Annotated in this window: 13 protein-coding genes and 1 tRNA gene; 4 read left to right on the forward strand and 10 right to left on the reverse strand. The window is 47.9% G+C overall.

Annotated features, from left to right (window positions below):
* Positions 1-2: 2 nt before the first annotated feature.
* The 4 genes from L3J94_04260 to L3J94_04275 all read left to right on the forward strand — a co-directional run bounded on the left by L3J94_04260 (position 3) and on the right by L3J94_04275 (position 8,742).
* Positions 3-2,807, forward strand: coding sequence for a valine--tRNA ligase (locus L3J94_04260; GenBank protein ID MCF6217970.1), 2,805 nt, complete (start codon positions 3-5; stop codon positions 2,805-2,807).
* A 272-nt stretch (positions 2,808-3,079) separates the two neighbouring features.
* A complete protein-coding gene (locus tag L3J94_04265; GenBank protein ID MCF6217971.1) occupies positions 3,080-5,014 on the forward strand; it encodes a TonB-dependent receptor in 1,935 nt (644 codons plus the stop codon).
* Positions 5,015-5,075: 61 nt separating this feature from the next.
* On the forward strand, positions 5,076-6,026 hold the full coding sequence (locus L3J94_04270) for a hypothetical protein (protein ID MCF6217972.1): 951 nt from the start codon (positions 5,076-5,078) through the stop codon (positions 6,024-6,026).
* Position 6,027: 1 nt separating this feature from the next.
* Positions 6,028-8,742 (forward strand): ATP-binding protein, encoded by a 2,715-nt coding sequence (locus L3J94_04275; GenBank protein ID MCF6217973.1) that lies wholly within the window; start codon positions 6,028-6,030, stop codon positions 8,740-8,742.
* A gap of 143 nt (positions 8,743-8,885) precedes the next feature.
* On the opposite strand, the gene L3J94_04280 is transcribed toward L3J94_04275, so the two are convergent.
* From L3J94_04280 to L3J94_04325, 10 genes are all read right to left on the reverse strand, one after another.
* Positions 8,886-8,962 (reverse strand) — tRNA-Pro (locus tag L3J94_04280).
* A 70-nt stretch (positions 8,963-9,032) separates the two neighbouring features.
* Positions 9,033-9,389: a MerR family transcriptional regulator gene (locus L3J94_04285; protein ID MCF6217974.1), complete on the reverse strand. Its 357-nt coding sequence runs from the start codon at positions 9,387-9,389 to the stop codon at positions 9,033-9,035.
* A complete protein-coding gene (gene ihfA, locus L3J94_04290) occupies positions 9,370-9,669 on the reverse strand; it encodes an integration host factor subunit alpha (protein MCF6217975.1) in 300 nt (99 codons plus the stop codon). Before ihfA ends, L3J94_04285 begins: the two co-directional genes overlap by 20 nt.
* Positions 9,670-9,674: 5 nt before the next feature.
* Positions 9,675-12,050, reverse strand: a complete 2,376-nt coding sequence (pheT, locus tag L3J94_04295; GenBank protein MCF6217976.1) for a phenylalanine--tRNA ligase subunit beta — start codon at positions 12,048-12,050, stop codon at positions 9,675-9,677.
* Positions 12,051-12,071: 21 nt separating this feature from the next.
* Positions 12,072-13,088, reverse strand: coding sequence for a phenylalanine--tRNA ligase subunit alpha (gene pheS, locus L3J94_04300; GenBank protein ID MCF6217977.1), 1,017 nt, complete (start codon positions 13,086-13,088; stop codon positions 12,072-12,074).
* A 209-nt stretch (positions 13,089-13,297) separates the two neighbouring features.
* Positions 13,298-13,657: a 50S ribosomal protein L20 gene (gene rplT, locus L3J94_04305; GenBank protein MCF6217978.1), complete on the reverse strand. Its 360-nt coding sequence runs from the start codon at positions 13,655-13,657 to the stop codon at positions 13,298-13,300.
* A gap of 24 nt (positions 13,658-13,681) precedes the next feature.
* Positions 13,682-13,879, reverse strand: a complete 198-nt coding sequence (rpmI, locus tag L3J94_04310; GenBank protein MCF6217979.1) for a 50S ribosomal protein L35 — start codon at positions 13,877-13,879, stop codon at positions 13,682-13,684.
* A gap of 45 nt (positions 13,880-13,924) precedes the next feature.
* Positions 13,925-14,449, reverse strand: coding sequence for a translation initiation factor IF-3 (gene infC, locus L3J94_04315; protein ID MCF6217980.1), 525 nt, complete (start codon positions 14,447-14,449; stop codon positions 13,925-13,927).
* A 21-nt stretch (positions 14,450-14,470) separates the two neighbouring features.
* Positions 14,471-16,384, reverse strand: a complete 1,914-nt coding sequence (thrS, locus tag L3J94_04320) for a threonine--tRNA ligase (protein MCF6217981.1) — start codon at positions 16,382-16,384, stop codon at positions 14,471-14,473.
* Between the two features lie 280 nt (positions 16,385-16,664).
* Entirely contained in the window at positions 16,665-20,678 is a 4,014-nt protein-coding gene (locus L3J94_04325) for a PAS domain S-box protein (protein ID MCF6217982.1), read from the reverse strand.
* Positions 20,679-20,724 lie beyond the last annotated feature (46 nt).

Raw genomic sequence — 20,724 nt, forward strand, 5'->3', positions numbered from 1 at the left:
TAATGGAAAAGACTTACACACCCCACTCTATCGAGCAGCGCTGGTATCAAACCTGGGAAGAGAATGGTTACTTCAAACCCCAAGGGGGAAAAAATCCCTATTGCATCATGATTCCACCACCCAATGTCACTGGCAGCCTGCACATGGGCCACGCCTTCCAAGACACCCTTATGGACACCCTGACTCGCTTTCACCGCATGAAGGGCGATAACACTCTGTGGCAGCCCGGCTCTGACCACGCGGGCATCGCCACCCAAATGGTGGTAGAGCGTCAACTGAATGCCGAAGGGAAAACCCGCCACGACCTGGGGCGTGATAAATTTATCGAACGCATCTGGGAGTGGAAAAAAGAGTCTGGCAATACCATCACCCAACAGCTGCGCCGACTGGGCAGCTCACTCGACTGGAGCCGTGAACGCTTCACTATGGACGATGGCTTATCCGAAGCCGTCAAAGAGGTGTTCATTCGTCTACACGGTGAGGGAATAATCTATCGAGGCAAACGCCTGGTCAATTGGGATCCTGTTCTGCACACCGCCGTTTCAGATCTGGAAGTCCTCAATGAAGAGGAAAATGGCTATATGTGGCATATGCGCTACCCACTTGCCGATGGCTCAGGCCATCTTGTGGTTGCCACCACTCGACCTGAAACCATGCTGGGTGATGCCGCCGTTGCCATTCACCCAGGCGATGAACGCTACCAGCACCTGGTTGGTCAGATGATCAAGCTCCCCCTCAGTGGCCGTCTCATCCCGATCATTGCCGATGACTATGTGGATCCCGAATTTGGTACCGGCTGTGTAAAGATTACCCCTGCCCACGACTTTAATGACTACGGTGTCTGGAGTAACCATCGCAATGAAAACTGCATCACCAACCAGCCCAATGGCGGGTTAATCAACATCTTCACCATTGATGCCGCAATCATCGCCAAGGATGACGAGCTGGGCGAGCTGATTCCCGATGACTTTCACGGCCAGGATCGCTTCGAGGCGCGCAAGCTGGTTTTGGAAGAGCTGGGTGCGCAAGGGCTACTGGAAAAGACCGATGACCACAAATTGATGGTTCCCCGTGGTGACCGCTCTGGCACCATTATTGAACCCTTCCTTACCGACCAGTGGTATGTAAAAGTTGATGCATTGGCTGGACCTGCCATTGAAGCGGTTGAAAATGGCGATATAAAATTCGTCCCCGACAACTGGAAAAACACCTACTTCGAGTGGATGCGTAACATTCAAGACTGGTGCATCTCACGCCAAATCTGGTGGGGACATCGAATTCCAGCTTGGTATGATGACAACGGTGCGATATATGTTGGTCGCGACGAACAAGAAGTGCGTGAGAAACATGGGCTTTCGAATGACATCACACTCAGACAAGATGAGGATGTACTCGACACCTGGTTCTCCTCGGCACTCTGGCCCTTCTCTACTCTCGGCTGGCCCGAAAAAACCCCCGAACTGGCCGCCTTCCACCCCACCTCGGTACTGGTAACCGGCTTCGATATTATCTTTTTCTGGGTTGCCCGAATGATCATGATGGGGCTGAAATTTACCGGTGAAGTCCCCTTCAAGGAGATCTATATCCACGGATTGGTACGTGATAGCCAGGGACAAAAAATGTCCAAATCCAAAGGCAATGTCATCGACCCCATTGATATCATCGACGGCATCGACCTTGAATCACTGGTGCGTAAACGTACCACTGGCCTGATGAAACCCAAAGAAGCCGCCAAAATAGAGAAAGCGACCCGTAAAGAGTTTGCCGACGGCATCCCGGCCTTTGGAACCGATGCCATGCGTTTTACCTTTGCCGCACAAGCCTCAACGGGCCGTGACATCAACTTTGATATGAGCCGTATTGAAGGTTACCGAAACTTCTGCAACAAGCTCTGGAATGCCTCGCGCTTCGTGATGATGAATCTGGAGGGCCACGAGATCGAGGGTGATATTGAACTTTCATCTGCCGATAAGTGGATTCTATCGCGCCTTAATCAGGTGATTGCCAATGTTACTCGCAACATCGAAGACTACCGTTTCGATCATGCAGCACAAAATATCTATGAATTTGTCTGGAACGAATACTGTGACTGGTATCTGGAGCTCACCAAGCCCATATTGAATGGTGATGCCTCAGAAACCGCCAAACGAGGTACACGACACACCCTGATTCAGGTGCTGGAAAATATCTTACGGCTGGCCCACCCCATCATCCCCTTCATCACCGAAGAGATATGGCAGCGCGTCGCGCCCATGGCCGGTGTGCGTGGTGAAACTATCATGCTGCAAAGTTACCCGCTCGCCGACAAAGGTCTGATCGATACAGCAGCCGAGGAAGAGATTCAGTGGGTAATGGCGTTCATCGTCGGCATTCGTAAAATTCGTTCCGGAATGAATATCGCACCCAGCAAGCCGCTACCGGTGTTGATTCAAAATGGCTCTGCTACAGATCAAACCCGGCTGCAAAATAACCAGAATTTTCTCACCATCCTAGCAAAAACAGAGTCCATCACTTGGTTAAGCGACACCGATCAAGCACCCGAATCTGCCACTTCACTGGTCGGCGAGATGAAACTACTGGTTCCCATGGCCGGCTTAATCGATAAAGATGCCGAGTTAAAACGCCTCAACAAACAGATCGAAAAACTGGAAAAACAGATCAAAAGCGCACAAGGCAAGCTTGCCAACCCGGGGTTTACCGACAAAGCCCCTGCGGCCGTTGTTCAAAAAGAGCGCGACAACCTGGAAGATATAGAGGGACAGCTGACACAGCTTAAACAGCAGCATATAAAAATCATGGCCATTTAGCCTGAAATCGACCGGGGCACGCTGTCAGATGTTACAAACCATCCTGGCAGTCCCCTATATTGCTGAGTATAATCGAGATGGACAGATAGGGAGTAACACCTTATTCTGATTGAATATTACGCCCTTTAAAAAGGGCGTATAGTGCTTAATTAACACTACAGTTTCAAGTCAACATGTCGACTGTAAGAGTCTCTATTGACACACATAACAGATGGTTTATCTGTTATGTTGATGAGGTTACAAGATCTTATTTTACAAGAAGTAAAGAGCTAATGAACCGCTTACTCTACTCCCTCCTCACACTGCCCATATCGCTCCTGAGCACACCCGTCGTTGCGTTCGAAGATGAAGATGATTTTTATTCTGAAGAGATACCCATCGTACTGACCTCATCCCGACTTAAGCAACCCATCACCGAAGCCCCTACCGCCATGACCATCATTGATCGGAGCAGGATCAAGCACTCCGGTGCCCGCGAGCTGGCGGAGCTCTTTCAGATGGTGCCGGGCATGGTTGTTGGTTTCAAAGCTGGAGATGAACCCGTTGTCGCTTATCACGGCATGTCGGATCAATTTTCCCGCCGTATGCAGATTCTCATTGATGGGCGTGCAGTTTACCTCCCCGATGTAGGTGGCCCCGACTGGTCATCACTGCCGCTTGTCATTGATAATATCGAGCGGATAGAGATCACCCGTGGCTCCAATGCCGCGACATATGGTTCGAACTCATTTCTGGGCGTTATCAACATAATCACCCGTCACAGCAGTGAATCAGTCGGGCAGCACCTTAACACCATCAATGGTAATAACACCGTTAACCGTATAACGCTCAGGCACGGCGCAACATTTGGTAACTTTGACCATAGAGTCACCTTTAAAGATGAGCAAAGTAACTACTATGACGCACCTGACCACTTTTTATCATCACAAATTTTCACCTATAGAGCTGATTATCAAATCAATGGCCAAAGTCACTTAACCTATCAGGCCGGTACCACGGATAAAAGTGGAATGGATCGACAGGCCGGCATCTTTTTTCCCACTAAAACCAAGCGCTATTTCCAGCAAGTTGAGTGGTCTAAAACAGATGCTTTTGATAATGAATTAACACTCCAGTTCTATCAATCTAAAATAGAAAAAAAAGCTTTTTACAAAAGATACTATGGCGCACTTTTTGTCGATGAAGAGGATAACGTCTACAACCGGCGCTATGATTTTGAAGTGGAGTATAGCTTTACTGTGAACGAAAAATTACGCGGTGTCATTGGCGTTAGCTCACGTGAAGACAAACTAATATCTACCATCGGGTTTTCAACAGATGCTGCCATCAAAATTGACACCCAGCGCCTATTTAATACCTTGGAATACAGAGCCTCACACCATTGGCTCATTCATTTTGGTGCCATGCTTGAGGCACATAACGCCATGGACAAAAAAATCTCCCCCCGGCTCACCGCCAACTATAAAGTAACAGAGAGCAGTACGCTGCGCTTTGGTGTATCACAAGCCTACCGCGCACCGCTTGCGTTTGAGAGGCAAGCAGAGAGGATACTGACGTTCGGGCCAAACAGCGCCTATCTTTTTGCCATAGAGCCTGGTGTAACGGTGGATGCGGAAGAGGTCACCACCTTAGATTTGGGTTACATATTAAATAGAAGAGGATACCCCTACACCCTCGACTTTCGTTTATATCGTGAAGAACTGAAAAACCTGGTAACGCCTTACTATTGGCAGCCAACAAATAGCATTACCCCAGCCATAAGCTTCGATAACATGACGACAGCCACCATCAACGGCTTCGAGGCAAGTTTTGAATACGCCAGAAAAAGCTTTAATGCCCTGCTGACCTATAGCTACACAGATATTGACCACCAAAACAGGGTAATGATTACAACCCCATACCCCTACTCAAATTCGGCACCCAGGCACAGCGCGAGTTTATTAGTTACAAAAATATTTAATAACGGCCTCACAACCTCCGCTACTTACCACTACGTTGATAGTTTTAACTGGCTTGGTGGTTGGGATCCGGTAGAGCGTTACGATCGACTGGACTTAAGGGTCTCTGCTGAGGTCAACATCCACAACAACAAAGCCTCCGTTGCTATTGTCATGCAGAACATTTTCACGGATGAATACTATGATTTTGATGATCGATACCTCTTTACCAAGCGATTCTACATCTCATTTACAATGGACCTTCACTGATGGTTAGCAACCACATTAACCGGTATAGCCAACGGGTGAAAAAGGAGTTTCAACCACTCCCATGACGGCCTTTTCACAAAAAAAATCACCTCGCACAAAGTGGGTACTCTGCTGTGCCCTGGTTGCCATATGCCTGCTATTGCCCACGGCAGTCAGCCTGGCAGGTGATTCAATAAAAGTGGCCTTTATCGGAAAACTGAACAGCAAAAATCAGCAAAAACTGGTCAAACAGACGCAACAGCAGTTGCAAAACAGAGCCATCACGATTGTTGTCGACACCTATGCGGCCGATACTTTTTTTAGCACACAGCAAGATAGTTCGAATTATGACTTAATTGTGACGGTTGGCAATCGTGTGGCAAATCTGTTGAAAAAACAGACACCCCATACCCCAACCATTTCAACGTTTACCTCCTCAATGTCCTATACAGACAAACCACTGCCTCATCGCAGTGCGATTTTTATCGATCAACCCGCTGCACGCTACCTTGCTTTAATTAAAGAGATACTCCCTTACAGCCGCACTGTTTCACTGCTCTACAGTGACTACAGCGAACCCTTTTACCAACAACTGACTCAGGCAGCGACAAAGCAGCAACTGACCATTAACGGTAAAAAAGTATCCGAAACCAACGACATCTACAGTGCGTTGGATAATGTAGTCAAAAATAGCGATGTTCTGCTCGCCATCCCAGACCCCACTATTTATAACCGCCACACCATAAAAACAATCTTTTTAACCAGCTATCAAGACGAAGTTCCCATTATTGGATTTTCACGTTCATACACCAAAGCCGGTGCTATTAGCTCTCTACACAGTGATATTTCTGATATTTCAAAACAGCTGGCCGAGCTAATTGCCTACTTTATAAAAAACAGTAAAAAATTACCTGCGGCCAGTTATCCAAGCTATTTCCATGTCAGCACTAACCAGAAAGTTGCAAACTCACTGTCAATACCGCTCGAAGCCCCCGATACACTGCTACAAAAAATAGTAGCCAAAAGCAGATAAGATGATTTTCAACTCAATAAAATCTCAGCTGCTTGCCATTTCGATTATCCCCATTATCACGCTGTCGATCATCCTGGCGATCAGCTACTCCATAATGCAGGTTAATTACATCAGCAAGATAAACTACGACTACGGTGCCACGCTCACAAATAATATTGGCCCCGCCTGCGAGTTTGGCATTCTCACCGGCAATCAGGATTTTCTGGAGTCGATAGCAGAAAAAATCATCGAAACAAGCCATGCGGTCAATGTGACTATTCTCGACCAACAGCACCAGATATTAATCGATATCGAGAGCGATAACTCCCATCAATTACCTGAAAATTGGCACATTATTGATGGCAATATAAACAGTAAATATTACGAAACTGAGCACTTCATCTCCTTTCTCTCTGCCATCTACAGTCGTCCAATCGATGTCTACGATGACTTCGATAATATTCAAGAAGCCAGCCATGAACCTGAGGGTGCCATTGGCTACATCATGATCACCCTCTCCAAAGATGCGACTAACAGTGAAAAACAACAGGCCTACATCGCCTCCATTGCCATTACACTCATTGCGATTATTATTTTTTCAATTATTGCTCACATCAGTAGTAATCGCATCGCCAGGCCAATACACAAGCTATCTACACTCACCCGAAAAATCGAGCAAGGTGACCTCTCTACTCGCTCGCCTCTGGACGGCAGTGGTGAAATACGTGACCTTCAATCAGGCATCAACTCAATGTCAGATGCTCTATTCAACTCCCATGAAAAGATGCAGCAGGAGATCACAAAAGCGACCTCTTCATTTAAAAAAGCCAATACTGAACTCAAAAATAAAAATATAAAGTTGGCGGTAGCGGAGCAATCTGCACTTGATGCAAGCAGAGCAAAGTCACAGTTTCTTGCCAATATGAGCCATGAAATTCGCACCCCGCTTAATGGTATGATTGGTTTTGCCAAGTTGTTACAAAAGACCAAGTTAAGCCCTATTCAGAGCAACTACATCAGTATTGTACAACGCTCCAGCCATTCATTACTCAATATAATCAACGATATACTTGATTTTTCAAAAGCTGAAAGCGGCAATATCGATGTCGATAACAGCAGCGTAAACCTGTACGACCTTATTGATAATGTCATTAACATTGTGACACCCGCAGCCCATGAGAAAGACCTTATTCTCAGCTACATCATCTATGATGATGTCACTCCCAACATCATCAGTGACGAGCAGAAAATACACCACATCCTGCTCAATCTGATGAGTAATGCCATTAAGTTCACCCATCAAGGGAGCATTGAAATCCGCGTATCACGCGATGAAGAGAGGGAGGATGAACCGGAAAAACTACTGTTTTCAGTTACCGACAGCGGCATTGGTATTGACAAGAAAAACCAGCAACTTATTTTCGAAAAGTTTCAGCAAGCAGATACCACCACCACCCGCGATTATGGCGGCACTGGACTGGGGCTTTCCATCTCTAAACATTTCGCTGAACTACTGAATGGCGACATTACCCTTGAGAGTAGCTTGGGAAAGGGTGCTACCTTCTACGTTACACTAGAGTACCAGCCCGATAAAAAGGCCACCCCACCCACAACAGAAAAACTTTTGAACGGCTTCAATGTATTACTCCACTCTGATAACAAGCTCACACTGTTTAAACTTAGCCATACACTGGAGTCACTAGGCGCAAAAGCCGAACATGAGATCTCGGCGAGCACCTTCAACCAGAAAATAACCAGGCAACCGTATGATCTGATCATTATCGCATGCAGGCAACAGCAACTCTTGAGCGGTGAGACTGCACAACAACTTCAGCTAATCCACACCCAGCAGCCAAAATGTAAAACCCTGGTATTGATTAACAGTTGTAATCCAAAACTATTAAATAGACTCCCCTGCCAGTTGAATAGCATCTCAATCAGCCAGCCATACACCCATAGAACACTTACTCAGGCGTTACAGCAATTAGTCAGTGGCCAGCCTCAACCTACTCCTAAAGCGGTAGAGATAGCGATAGAAGTGGTGAGTAACCTCACCTTGAGCCATGTGCTCATCGCGGAAGATAACCCGATTAACAGCACACTTTTGATCGCCCTCCTAAAACAGTTCAAGATTGGCGCAACACTGGCTGAAACAGGTAAACAGGCCGTAGAGCTTTGCAATAAAGCGCACTTTGATCTTATATTTATGGATCTACACATGCCAGAAATGGATGGTCTTGAAGCAACGGCACTTATTAAGCATAAAAGGCCTGATCTACCCATTATTGCTACCACGGCGGATGTTCTAGCCAATGCAAATAATGCACTCGTTAATCAGGGGTTTGATGCGGTTATTGAGAAGCCAATCGATGAACAAAAACTCATTACCTGTTTAAACGAATGGCTACCCAAAGGGCAGAACAAGACATATCAGGCACTCATACAGCACTTTAATGGCAAAAAGAAGATCGCGGATGAGATGTATCAAATGTTGATAAAAGAGCTTAGCTCGCAACAACCGTGTTTACAGTCACTCTGGGATAATCAGCAACACCAGGCACTACTACAGCTGGTTCACAAGCTCAATGGATCAGCCAGTTATTGCGGGCTAAAGTCACTGCAAGCAGCTGCACAAACCCTTGAAACCACTCTTAAACAGAGCCAACTCAACCGTGTGCCTGATGAGCTAGATCAGCTACTCACTGTCATCAGCGACATCCTCAATGAAGCTGAATAAACCGGAATATGCACACAAGAGGGACGCACGAAAAAAGAGGGTGGATGTACTCGTACAAAGGTCTCAGATTTATTCAAAGGCTCCCTTAAAAAGTTTTAGGCATAAAAAAAGCCCGCTTCTATCAAAGCAGGCTTTTTGGAATGTGGTCGGGACGGCAGGATTTGAACCTGCGACCACCTGCCCCCCAGGCAGGTGCGCTACCAGGCTGCGCTACGCCCCGAGGTAGAACTGAATCATCATTAACTCGGCGCGGAGTTTAACCGATTTGTACTGTTAGATAAATAACTTTTTCAGCTTTTAAGGGTTTTCAGCAGATCTTCCAAGTCTTTCACCAAAGATGAGATGCCCTGGCTGTTCTGGCTGCTATTTGCGTGATTTTTTTCACCTTTCAACTGCTGGCGTGCGCCACCAATAGTGAAACCCTGCTCGTAGAGCAAGCCTCTGATTTGGCGAATAATCAATACATCATGGCGTTGGTAGTAACGTCGATTACCGCGACGCTTTACCGGCTCAAGCTGGTCAAACTCTTGCTCCCAATAGCGCAATACATGTGGCTTCACCCCACACAGCTCACTCACCTCACCAATGGTAAAATAGCGTTTCCCGGGAATGACGGGGAGCTCACTGTTATTCGACGCTTCCAACATAGGTTTCCACTCTCGCCTTTAACTTTTGGCCCGCCTTAAAGGTGACCACGCGGCGTGCTGTAATAGGAATCTCTTCCCCGGTTTTAGGATTACGACCCGGTCGCTGGCTTTTATCACGCAGATCAAAATTACCAAAACCCGACAGTTTTACCTGCTCACCACGTTCAAGCGCCATTCGAATCTCTTCAAAAAAACACTCCACGATCTCTTTTGCTTCACGCTTGTTCAAGCCAAGCTCTTGAAACAGCGTTTCTGCTATATCGGCCTTAGTCAATGCCATTGTTGTTATTCTCTCAGTTTAGCGTTTAGCTTTTCTGACAAGGTTTTAAGGATTTTGGTGACTGCGGCTTCCACATCCTCATCAGTCAATGTCTTGGAATCATCCTGTAAATTCAGAGCGATAGCAAGGCTTTTCTTGTCAGAATCAATACCTTTGCCGGTATAGATATCAAACAACTTCAACTCTTTCAATATAACTGGGGCGGCAGATTCAATGCATTCTTGAACACTTTGCACAGAAACATCTGCATCCACGATCAAGGCGATATCACGGCGAATCGATGGGAATTTAGAGAGTTCATGAAACAGCGGCAGCCGCGCCTCAAGCAAGGGTTCCTGAGATATTTCGAACAGGTAAGCCTCGGCTGGCAAATCCAACTGCTTGGCAACTTGTGGGTTCACCTTACCCACCCAGCCAATCGACTCGCCACCCCGGCAAATCGATGCCGACTGCCCAGGGTGAAGTGTCGGATGCTTTTGAGGGGTAAAACACGCATCATCTATACCACCCGCCGATAGCAGTGCCTCCACATCCCCTTTCACATCAAAAAAGTCGACCTGACGCGCTGGCTCCCCCCACTGCTCAGCCATTACTTCGCCATAAACCAGACCCGCGATGACAGGCTCCTGTTTTAACTGACCATCCACTTCAACAAAACGGCACCCTGTTTCAAAGAAGCGGATGCGTGTTTGCTGGCGATTCGCGTTATAAGAAAATGCCGGGAGCAGCCCGGCCCACAAAGTAGTCCGCATCACCGACATATCATTTGAGATAGGGTTTACCAAGCGCATAGCCGCTAAATCGGGTGTTAATATCGCCTGAATTTCAGGATCGACAAAGCTGTAAGTGATCGCCTCTTGATAACCCCGGTTCACCATAATTTGACGCAAGTGACTCACGGGTAACCTTAACTCTGTTTGCGGTTGCATTTCCAGGGTGGGTGATGGGCGCGATGTAGGCAGGTTGTCATAGCCAATAATACGCCCAACCTCTTCGATAAGGTCGACTTCGATATTAATATCAAAACGAAAGCTGGGTGCCTGTACCTGCCAACCGCCGTCAACCGCGACACACGGCATGCCCAATGTTGCCAGAATACGCTCGACCTCAGCAGGAGCGATATCCATACCCAGTACGCGCTTGATGCGCTCACCGCGCAACATAATATTTGAAGCTGTCGGCAGAGAGCTATCGTCAGCGACTTCGTTCACCGGACCAAGGCGACCACCACAAATTTCAAGTAACAGTTGGCTGGCACGCTCCATCGCCAAAACTTGAAGTTGCGGATCGACACCCCGCTCAAAACGATGAGATGAGTCAGTATGCAGGCCATAGCTACGCGCTTTCCCGGCAATCGCATTCGGCGAGAAAAATGCGCTTTCGAGCAGTACATTACGGGTTTGATCAGTCACCCCGGAGTCAGCTCCGCCCATAATACCCGCCAGTGCCACAGCCTTGTTGCAATCGGCAATCACCACAGAGCGGTCATCAAGCTCAATCTCCTTACCATCGAGCATCCGTAAGCACTCCCCCTGCCGGGCCATGCGCACACTAATGCCGCCCTCCAGTGTTGCCAGATCAAAAGCATGCATCGGCTGACCCAGCTCAATCATCACGTAATTTGTAATATCGACCAGAGGGTTGATTGAACGTATGTTACTGCGGCGCAGTCGCTCGACCATCCACAGAGGTGTTTCAACACTCAAATCAACTCCGCTGACAACCCGACAAACATAGCGAGGGCACTCTGCCGGCACCTCAACAGTCACTGGAAAACATGCTTCGCTTGCCGCTGAAACCACCTCAATGACCGGCTCTGTCACCTGAATACCATTCAAAACGGCCACTTCACGAGCAATACCCCGAAGACTAAAGCAGTCACCGCGATTGGGGGTTAGGTCGACATCAATACAGGGGTCATCCAGCTCAAAGAAATCACGAATACTCTGCCCAACGGTGGCCTCTTGCGGCAAAATCAACAAGCCATCGGCCAGGTCAGCCATACCAATCTCTACGGCTGAACAGAGCATCCCAAGCGACGCGACCCCACGCAGCTTCCCTTTCTTTATTTTCAACCCACCCGGCAATACCGCACCGATCAGAGCGGCAGGCACCTTTACCCCTTGAGCAACATTGCTGGCACCACAAACAATCTGAATAAGCGCCTCATGACCCACATCTACGGTGCAGACTTTAAGGCGGTCTGCATCCGGGTGTTTCTCCACAGAGATCACCTCGGCCACAACAACATTGTTAAAGTCAGGTGCTGCGGGTTCAATGGAGTCAACCTCCAGACCCGCCATTGTCACCTGGTGTGCTAGCGTTGCGGTATCAACCGCTGGGTTTACCCACTCGCGTAACCACTTTTCACTGAATCGCATAATCTTTTACCCAGGCAGAATTTAGTTAAATTGGCGCAGAAAGCGCAGATCATTTTCGAAAAACAGGCGTAGATCATTAACACCGTAGCGCAACATCGCCAAGCGCTCGACACCCATACCAAAAGCAAAGCCTGTGTACTTTTCACTATCGATGCCCACATGTGAAAACACTTCTGGGTGTACCATTCCGCAACCCAACACCTCAAGCCAACCCGTATGACTGCACACACGACAACCCTTACCACTACACATTACACACTGGATATCACACTCAGCTGATGGCTCTGTGAAGGGGAAATAGGAGGGGCGAAAACGCACCGCCAGCTCTCTCTCAAAGAAATTCTGCAAAAAGTCCATCAACAGACCTTTAAGATCAGCAAAACTTGCAGACTCATCAACCATCAATCCTTCAACCTGGTGAAACATCGGAGTATGAGTCAGATCTGAATCACAGCGATAGACACGTCCAGGGGCAATCAGGCGCAGGGGTGGTGCCTCTTTTTCCATCGTTCGCACCTGCACTGGCGAGGTGTGGGTACGCAGCAAGGTATGTGCATCAAAGTAAAATGTATCGTGCATCGCACGCGCCGGGTGAGTTTCCGGGATATTCAATGCTTCGAAATTATGAAAATCATCCTCAATCTCTGGCCCCGTTGCAATGCGGTAACCCAGCTGTGTAAACAGCTCTTCAATACGCTGCATAGTGCGCGTGACGGGGTGAAGCCCCCCCAACGCCTGGCCACGTCCTGGCAGAGTAACATCAATAGTTTCTGAAGCCAGGCGGGCTGCCAATTCGATCTGCTCTAAAATTTTCCGACGAGACTCAATCTCCGCTTGAACACTCTGCTTGGCCCTGTTGATCTCTTGGCCCGCCTCTCGGCGCTGTTCATGGGGCAAGGTGCCCAGCTTCTTCAGCTGCTCGGTCAATAGGCCTTTCTTACCTAGGTAGTTGACGCGCAACTGATCCAGCGCCTGCAAGTTTCCTGCATCTGCAATGGCTTGTTTTGCCTGATCTACAACTTCTGCCAATTCCGGCACGACAATTACCCCCGAAAATTTATCTAAATTAAAATTTGGTGACTGAGTCTCAATACAACTTAACAAAGAGCCTGACCCGTTGGAGGCCCTTGCGGCCCAATAGAAAAAGGCAGGGCCATAACAACAAAAAGGGAAAGGCTTTCACCTTTCCCCTCTGTTTGCATTCATTGATGGCGTGTTCTTCGCCAACATACCATCAAAATAACAAGCTATGCGGAAAGACCAGCCTTAGCTTGCTCTGCAACGGCTGCGAAAGCATCTTTGTTGCGTACCGCAAGATCAGCCAGAATCTTACGATCAATCTCGATACCTGCTTTCTTCATTCCGTTGATCATACGGCTGTACGATAAACCACAGGTACGTGCCGCAGCGTTGATACGTGTAATCCATAGCGCGCGGAACTGACGTTTACGCTGGCGGCGATCACGGTAGGCATATTGGCCTGCCTTGGTTACTGCCTGCTTGGCAACACGATATACATTCTTGCGACGGCCATAATAACCTTTGGCCTGGGCAATTACTTTTTTGTGACGGGCGCGTGCCGTTACACCACGTTTTACTCTTGGCATTTGTTTCTACCTCCTAATCCTGAATTAACTACCGACCAGCATACGACGTACTGAGCGCACATCACATGAAGCAACCGTTGCTGGGGAACGAAGATGACGCTTTCGTTTTGAGCTCTTTTTGGTCAGGATATGACGGCGAAACGATGAGCCACGCTTGATTCCACCGGAACCTGTGAGGCGAAAACGCTTGGCAGCACCACTATTTGACTTGAGTTTAGGCATTTCTAAATCTCCGCATTTAAAAGTTTAATACAACGAGCCGAAGCTCTACTTTTTATTACTTTTGGGTGATAGCACCATGACCATCTGTCGCCCTTCCATCTTGGGACGCTGTTCCACATTCGCGAGTTCTTCAAGATCAGCTTCGACACGCTTCATAATATTCATGCCGAGTTGCTGATGTTGCATCTCACGACCGCGAAAACGCAGAGTGACCTTGGTTTTATCCCCATCGTTCAGGAAACGGGTCAGGTTGCGAAGTTTAACCTGATAGTCTCCATCTTCCGTCGTAGGACGAAACTTGACTTCCTTGACTTGAGTCTGCTTCTGTTTCTTCTTAGCAGCCTGCTTTTTCTTATTCGTTTCAAAAACGAACTTACCGTAATCCATTATACGGCACACGGGTGGATTGGAATTACCCGAAATCTCCACCAGATCCAGACTCACTTCTTCGGCACGACTTTTCGCTTCGTTTAACGGTACAACGCCGACCTGTTCACCTTCAGCATCAATTAAACGGACTTCACGCGCGGTAATATCTTCATTGATACGCGCCTTCTTTTCTGCAGCGATAGTTAAACCCTCCGAATCAGCTTAGTTTTGACCATGAGTGGTTACCTCATCAGCCAGTTTTTCAATCAGGGCATCCAGTTTCATGGTGCCCAAATTTTCGCCGCTGCGCGTACGCACGGCAACCACACCCTCTTCCACCTCTTTATCACCTATAACCAGCAAATAAGAGACCTTCTGTAGAGTATGCTCGCGGATTTTAAAGCCAATCTTCTCATTTCTCAAGTCCGATTTTGCTCTAAAGCCAGATTCTTTCAATATTTCGACCATTTTTTCGGCATATTCGGCTTGGCGGTCTGTAATATTCATCACCATTACCTGCACTGGCGCTAACCAGAGTGGAAATGCACCGGCATACTGCTCGATCAAAATACCGATAAACCGCTCCAGAGAACCTAAAATTGCACGGTGCAACATCACTGGCGCTTTTTTACTGCCATCTTCCGCAATATAGGTAGCGCCCAGGCGACCTGGCATATTGAAATCGACCTGAATAGTGCCACACTGCCATACTCGATCCAGGCAATCCTTCAATGAAAATTCAATTTTTGGCCCATAAAAAGCGCCCTCACCCGGCTGAAGGTCCCATTCGATTCCCTTATCATTCAAGGCACGTTCCAAAGCATGTTCAGCCTTATCCCAAACCGCATCATCACCAACCCGTTTTTCAGGCCGTGTTGAGAGCTTGATAATCACCTCGTTAAATCCAAAATCAGCATACACCTGGTACAAAAGATCAATAAAGCTCGACACTTCAGACTGAATTTGCTCTTCCGTACAGAAAATGTGCGCATCATCCTGAGTAAAGGCCCGCACACGCATTAAGCCATGCAGCGTACCCGATGGTTCATTTCGATGACAAGAACCAAACTCAGCCATTCGCAAAGGTAGGTCGCGATAACTTTTCAGACTATGATTATAGATCTGCACATGACATGGGCAGTTCATGGGCTTAACCGCGTAATCACGATTTTCAGAGTGGGTAGAGAAAATCATATCGCCAAACTTATCCCAATGGCCTGACTTCTCCCACAAACTACGATCAACCACCTGCGGGGTTTTCACCTCCTGGTAATCGTGCTCCTTCAGCGCATCGCGCACATACTGCTCTACCGTGCGATAGATACTCCAGCCGTTGTCGTGCCAGAAGATCATACCAGGCGCTTCTTCTTGAGCGTGAAACAGCCCTAACTGCTTGCCGATCCGACGGTGGTCACGTTTTTCAGCCTCTTCAATACGGAAGAGGTACGCTTTAAGCGCTTTCTTATTTGACCATGCTGTTCCATAAATACGCTGTAACATCTCATTATTAGAGTCACCACGCCAATAGGCACCCGCCAACTTGGTTAGTTTAAAAGCTTTTAGCGCCGCGGTAGAGGGCACATGTGGGCCACGACAAAGATCAACAAAATCACCCTGCTTGTAGAGTGAAAGCACTTCGCCATGGGGGATCGACTCAATAATTTCAGCCTTGTAGTTTTCACCTCTATCAGCGAAAAAACCGATAGCCTCTTCACGCACCATAGTGCTGCGCTCGATGGCGATATTTTGTTTGACCAGCTCCTTCATTTTGCTTTCTATTTTCCCCAGATCTTCCGGAGAAAAACGATACTCACCGGCAAAGTCATAATAGAAGCCATTTTCGATTGTCGGGCCGATGGTTACCTGCATTTCAGGATGAAGTATCTTCACAGCCTGAGCCAGCAAGTGAGCGGTAGAGTGTCGAATGACCTCCACCGCCTCTGCCGACTTATCGGTAATAATACTCAGTGCAACATCACTCTCAATCAAGTAAGAGGCATCAACCACCCTATCACCCACCTTGCCTGCCAAGGTGGCTTTCGCCAAACCAGGGCCGATGTCAGCGGCAACATCCATCACTGTTAATGCACTTTCAAATTGGCGCTGACTTCCATCCGGAAGGGTTATCGTAAGCATTCTGTTACCTTGAATTTCGGCGGCACCCAACACATAGTCCCCGGAAATTACTCTCCAGAGCCCCCCGCGAGGCCACATATTTATTTAACTGACGTAACAAAAAAAGCGCCTCCAAGCGCCTTTTGCTACGAAAAACAACGAGTTTTTAATGATCACAAGAATATAGACGAAATGATTTAGTGTCAAATAATCCTACCCAGACAGCTTAGCAACTCGCTTTTGTTTTATTGTAAAATCAATCACTTAATACCTATTCACTCCCCCATATAAAGGAAGGGAGTCAGGAAACAACTCCCAACGCATCTGCAACACTCTCCAACAGCTCGACGCTGTTAAGGGGTTTTTTAAGTACACGAAGCACGCCAATACGATCCACTACTTCTGGCGTTAACACATCGGAATAACCGGTACAAAGAATGACAGGGAGGTTTGATTTATATGAGTGAATTGCTTCGGCCAGCTCAATACCAGTCATCTCGGGCATGGTGACGTCACTGATAATAAGCTGATAGTGACCGGGTTGTTTTTTGATCTGTTCGAGCGCTTGCAGTGGGAGCGGCTGATAGTCGCACTCATATCCGTACAGACGCAGTATCTCCCGCAGAAATTCACCCACCGAGGGTTCGTCATCAACAACCAGTATTTTTCCAACACAGGTCTCTTCAGCGGCCAGTTCAATCGCTTCACTCTCCTCCTTCGCGTGGAGTGCTGTGGGTGGAAAATAGATTGAGACGGTGGTTCCCTCTCCGGGCGATGAGCTGACACCGACATGACCACCTGCACTGTGCACAACCCCGTGCACTACTGAGAGACCCATTCCGGTGCCTTTGCCCATCTCCTTTGTGGTAAAAAATGGATCAAACATACGCACCAGGCTCTCTTGGTCAATGCCACAACCACTGTCCGTTATCCTTAGTTCCACATAGTCGCCGGCAAAGTTTTCATGGCAAGAGGCACAATAGTTGTCCTGGCAATGGTGCTTCCGAATCACGATATGCAGCTCACCCTTTCCCTCCATTGCATCGCGGGCATTAATGCAAAGGTTCATAACGATTTGCTGGAGGTTAATGGTATCAACCATCACCGCCGGAACACCCTCCTCAACCTCGGTGGTGATCGCAATGGAGGCCGGCATCACTGAGCGCAACATTTTCAAAACATCTGTGAGTAGTGGTTCCAGTAAAATAGGCTCCGGTTTCGAGTCATCAATACCTCGACTAAAAGCCAGCATTTTTGCAATCAGATCTCGCCCTCGCTCACCCGCTTTAAATATCTCTTCAACATAGCGCACCAGCTTTTCGTTCGGTGAGTGTGACAAAATACGTAGCGCCAGTTCGGAGTATCCAAGAATGCTTGCCAGCATGTTGTTGAAATCATGAGCAACACCCCCTGTCAGCTGCCCAATGGCATCCATTTTCTGTGCCTGCTGCAGTTGATTCTGAAGCAGCTTTTTTTCTAATTCAGCACGAATTTGTTCACTAATATCACGAAAAGTAACCACCGCGCCAAAGGTGGATTCGCCACTCCGAAGAGGCATTACGCTGAATTCAACTGGGAAGTGAGCACCCCCTTTACGCCACAGAATATCATGCTGATTACGCTGAACCCCCCCTTCAACTAATGCCTGATTGAAGGGGCACTCACTGATCGGGTATTCGCTGCCATTGGCATAACTGTGATGAATCAATGGGTGCACAGGTTTACCGACTATCTCTTCTGGCGCATAGCCGAGCATCTTTGAGGCTGATGAGTTTACAAAAGTTGCATTGCCCGCATTATCCAGACCAAAAATCCCTTCGGCAGCCGACTCAAGAATCATTCTCATCTGATTTTCTGCTTGCTTTAGCTGCTCACCACTCTCTTTACTCTGAGTGATGTCCTGAAAGGTCCCCCGCACTTTACTGGGCACAGCGCCCTGCTCGGTATCGGCTATGATTTCTGCGTGAACCCAACGCACCGCACCATCTGCTCGAATAATGCGAAAGTCGTAGCCAAGCTTGCCACCTTCACGGCGGATCTGCTGATCGTACTGGCAAACCTTGTCACGATCTTCCGGGTGAACAACATCCATAAAGCCGTCGTATTGAGGTATAAACCAGAGGCTATCCTTTCCAAGAATGCGGTAGACCTGTTCCGACCAATAAACCACATCTTTCACCAGATCATGAGACCAGTTACCAATCTGGCCAATGGTTTGTGCCTCTTTCAAGCTCTCTTCACTTTCACGCAAGCTGGTTAAATTATCAAAACTCGTTATATAGTCAGCCAGCCGTTTGGCAATATTCTCTACAATCAGGCGATCCTGCTGTGTAGGGGTCGGCTGGTCTTTCCCGTAACAGAGACACAACAACCACGGTTTGGATTTTTTAGGAAAGACGGCAATGGTTAAGATAGCATCCAGTTGATATTGACTGGCAATCGAGTGAGGTAACCCTTCGCCGTGGTCGTTAGAAAAAAGGGTCGGCGTGGCACAGCTGAATGACTTCTCCACCATCTGCCGGGTTGTGTCATCAATCGGAAACATGGCCTCAATTGCACCACCATTCTGCTGATCATCAATCAACATGGGAACTGACGGCAGCTGTTGTTCCGCTTCACAAGGGTAGATAATCCATGCTTTTTGACACTCAAGGGTGAGCAGCAGCTCCCGCAAAACATTTCTCAAGAGATCATCTACAGAGGCCGCCTGAATCCCCACTTCATTCATTCGTTCCATGACATTCAAGTAACGGAGGTAATCTTGCACCGCACACTCGGCAAAGCGGCGCTCGGTCATGTCAGAAAAAGTGATGAACAGCCGCTCAGGCTTTCCCGCCTGCTCGCCAGCCTGAGCCACAACACTCATTGAGATCCATCGCTCCTGGTGATCTTCGTGGGTTCTAATACCCAGTACACGCTCATGCAGCGACTCACCACTCCTCATGGTCACATTCGGTGGGAAATCTTCTAGGCTGACGGGCTGCTGTTGCTCACCAACCAGCTCAACCTCTCCACACTCCAGCTGCTTGACTAAGCTTGGGTAACTCATCCCTAGGATGTTATCAACCGCTTGATTGGTAATCACGGGCACGCCCTGCTCGTCAATCACCACCACGCCATGGCTCATAGACTCAAATAGCAGTCGGAAACGCTCTTCGCTCTCGGTCAGCGCCTGAACCACTGCTTTATGCTCTGTAATGTCTTCAAGCACCACGACATAAAATTGTGCATCCCCGGCCCCCTTAACCAATCGACCACTGAGCATAAACCAGCGCAGTGCACCCGATGAGTGTATTAACCGGCACTCAAAGCGGGGAAACTCACCATTATCGTATTGAATAAGTGCGCGATTAAAGGCATCAATATCATCCTCGTAAATAAATTGATCCATTAACTTACCCAAGCCACTCGCCACTGAGTAACCCAGATATTCACTCCAAGCGGGGGAGAGAAAGGTGAATTGATGGTGGCGATCCATGGTGCAGATAACATTACTGGCGTTTTCAATAATAGTGCGCAACTTCTCTTCACTATTGCGCAGCAACGCCTCTTTCATCTGCCATTCGGTATTATTGCGCAGGAAGAAAAGGTAGTGGTGGCTCTCTCCTTGTCGATAATGCGAGAGAGAAAGCTCCACTGAGAACTCTTTCCCGGATGATGCCACCAGCGCAATATTTCGCGCATCAATAATGCCATCGATGCTCTGATGGTTAGCTTCATACTCAGCCAGTAAGTTGTGACAATCCGGCAAAAGCAGATCAAAGTGTGCGTTAATTAACTCACGCTCTTCAAAGCCAGACATGGCAAGAAGCGACTGATTAAACTTCTCAATCTCGCCCTTGTCGTCAACAACCAAAATACCATCGGGTGTGTTATCAAAAAATATTTGCAGTGTTTGCTGATTCTCGCTGAAACCCGGAAGGGGGTGGGGTGGGGTAAGACGCTCAAATGTTAGGTGTGCTTTTATGCGTGCTGAAAGTGTTTTTTCTCGAACAGGCCGGGCTACATAATCAGCACCACCGACATCAAACAGGCCATCAATCTTATCCTCATCACACTCGGTAAGAACAAAAATAACCGGTATTGAGCGTGTGAGGTGGTTGGATTTTATTTTTTGACAAAGCGCAAAGCCATCCAACTGCGGCATCGCTGTATCCAGCAGCAAAAGCTCTACTCTCCCGCTACTTAATATATCCAATGTATGCTGGCTGTCACACGCCACTAAAACATTCAACTCATCGGCCAACCCGCCCAATAGAACATCAACGTCAGCCTGTGTATTGGTGACTACCAGAATAGTATGCTGTCTACTCATTCAAATTATCCATCCCTGGCCGTTTCAAGCCCATCAATAAATAACT

It is taken from the genome of Gammaproteobacteria bacterium (genome assembly GCA_021647245.1).
Lineage (GTDB): Bacteria > Pseudomonadota > Gammaproteobacteria > RBG-16-57-12 > RBG-16-57-12 > JAFLJP01.

Excerpts from the sequence above, each read along its gene's own strand:
- L3J94_04260 (MCF6217970.1), top strand. The coding sequence starts at position 3 with ATGGAAAAGACTTACACACCCCACTCTATCGAGCAGCGCTGGTATCAA.
- L3J94_04265 (MCF6217971.1), top strand. The coding sequence starts at position 3,080 with ATGAACCGCTTACTCTACTCCCTCCTCACACTGCCCATATCGCTCCTG.
- L3J94_04270 (MCF6217972.1), top strand. The coding sequence starts at position 5,076 with ATGACGGCCTTTTCACAAAAAAAATCACCTCGCACAAAGTGGGTACTC.
- L3J94_04275 (MCF6217973.1), top strand. The coding sequence starts at position 6,028 with ATGATTTTCAACTCAATAAAATCTCAGCTGCTTGCCATTTCGATTATC.
- L3J94_04285 (MCF6217974.1), bottom strand. The coding sequence starts at position 9,389 with ATGTTGGAAGCGTCGAATAACAGTGAGCTCCCCGTCATTCCCGGGAAA.
- ihfA (MCF6217975.1), bottom strand. The coding sequence starts at position 9,669 with ATGGCATTGACTAAGGCCGATATAGCAGAAACGCTGTTTCAAGAGCTT.
- pheT (MCF6217976.1), bottom strand. The coding sequence starts at position 12,050 with ATGCGATTCAGTGAAAAGTGGTTACGCGAGTGGGTAAACCCAGCGGTT.
- rplT (MCF6217978.1), bottom strand. The coding sequence starts at position 13,657 with ATGCCAAGAGTAAAACGTGGTGTAACGGCACGCGCCCGTCACAAAAAA.
- rpmI (MCF6217979.1), bottom strand. The coding sequence starts at position 13,879 with ATGCCTAAACTCAAGTCAAATAGTGGTGCTGCCAAGCGTTTTCGCCTC.
- thrS (MCF6217981.1), bottom strand. The coding sequence starts at position 16,384 with ATGCTTACGATAACCCTTCCGGATGGAAGTCAGCGCCAATTTGAAAGT.
- L3J94_04325 (MCF6217982.1), bottom strand. The coding sequence starts at position 20,678 with ATGAGTAGACAGCATACTATTCTGGTAGTCACCAATACACAGGCTGAC.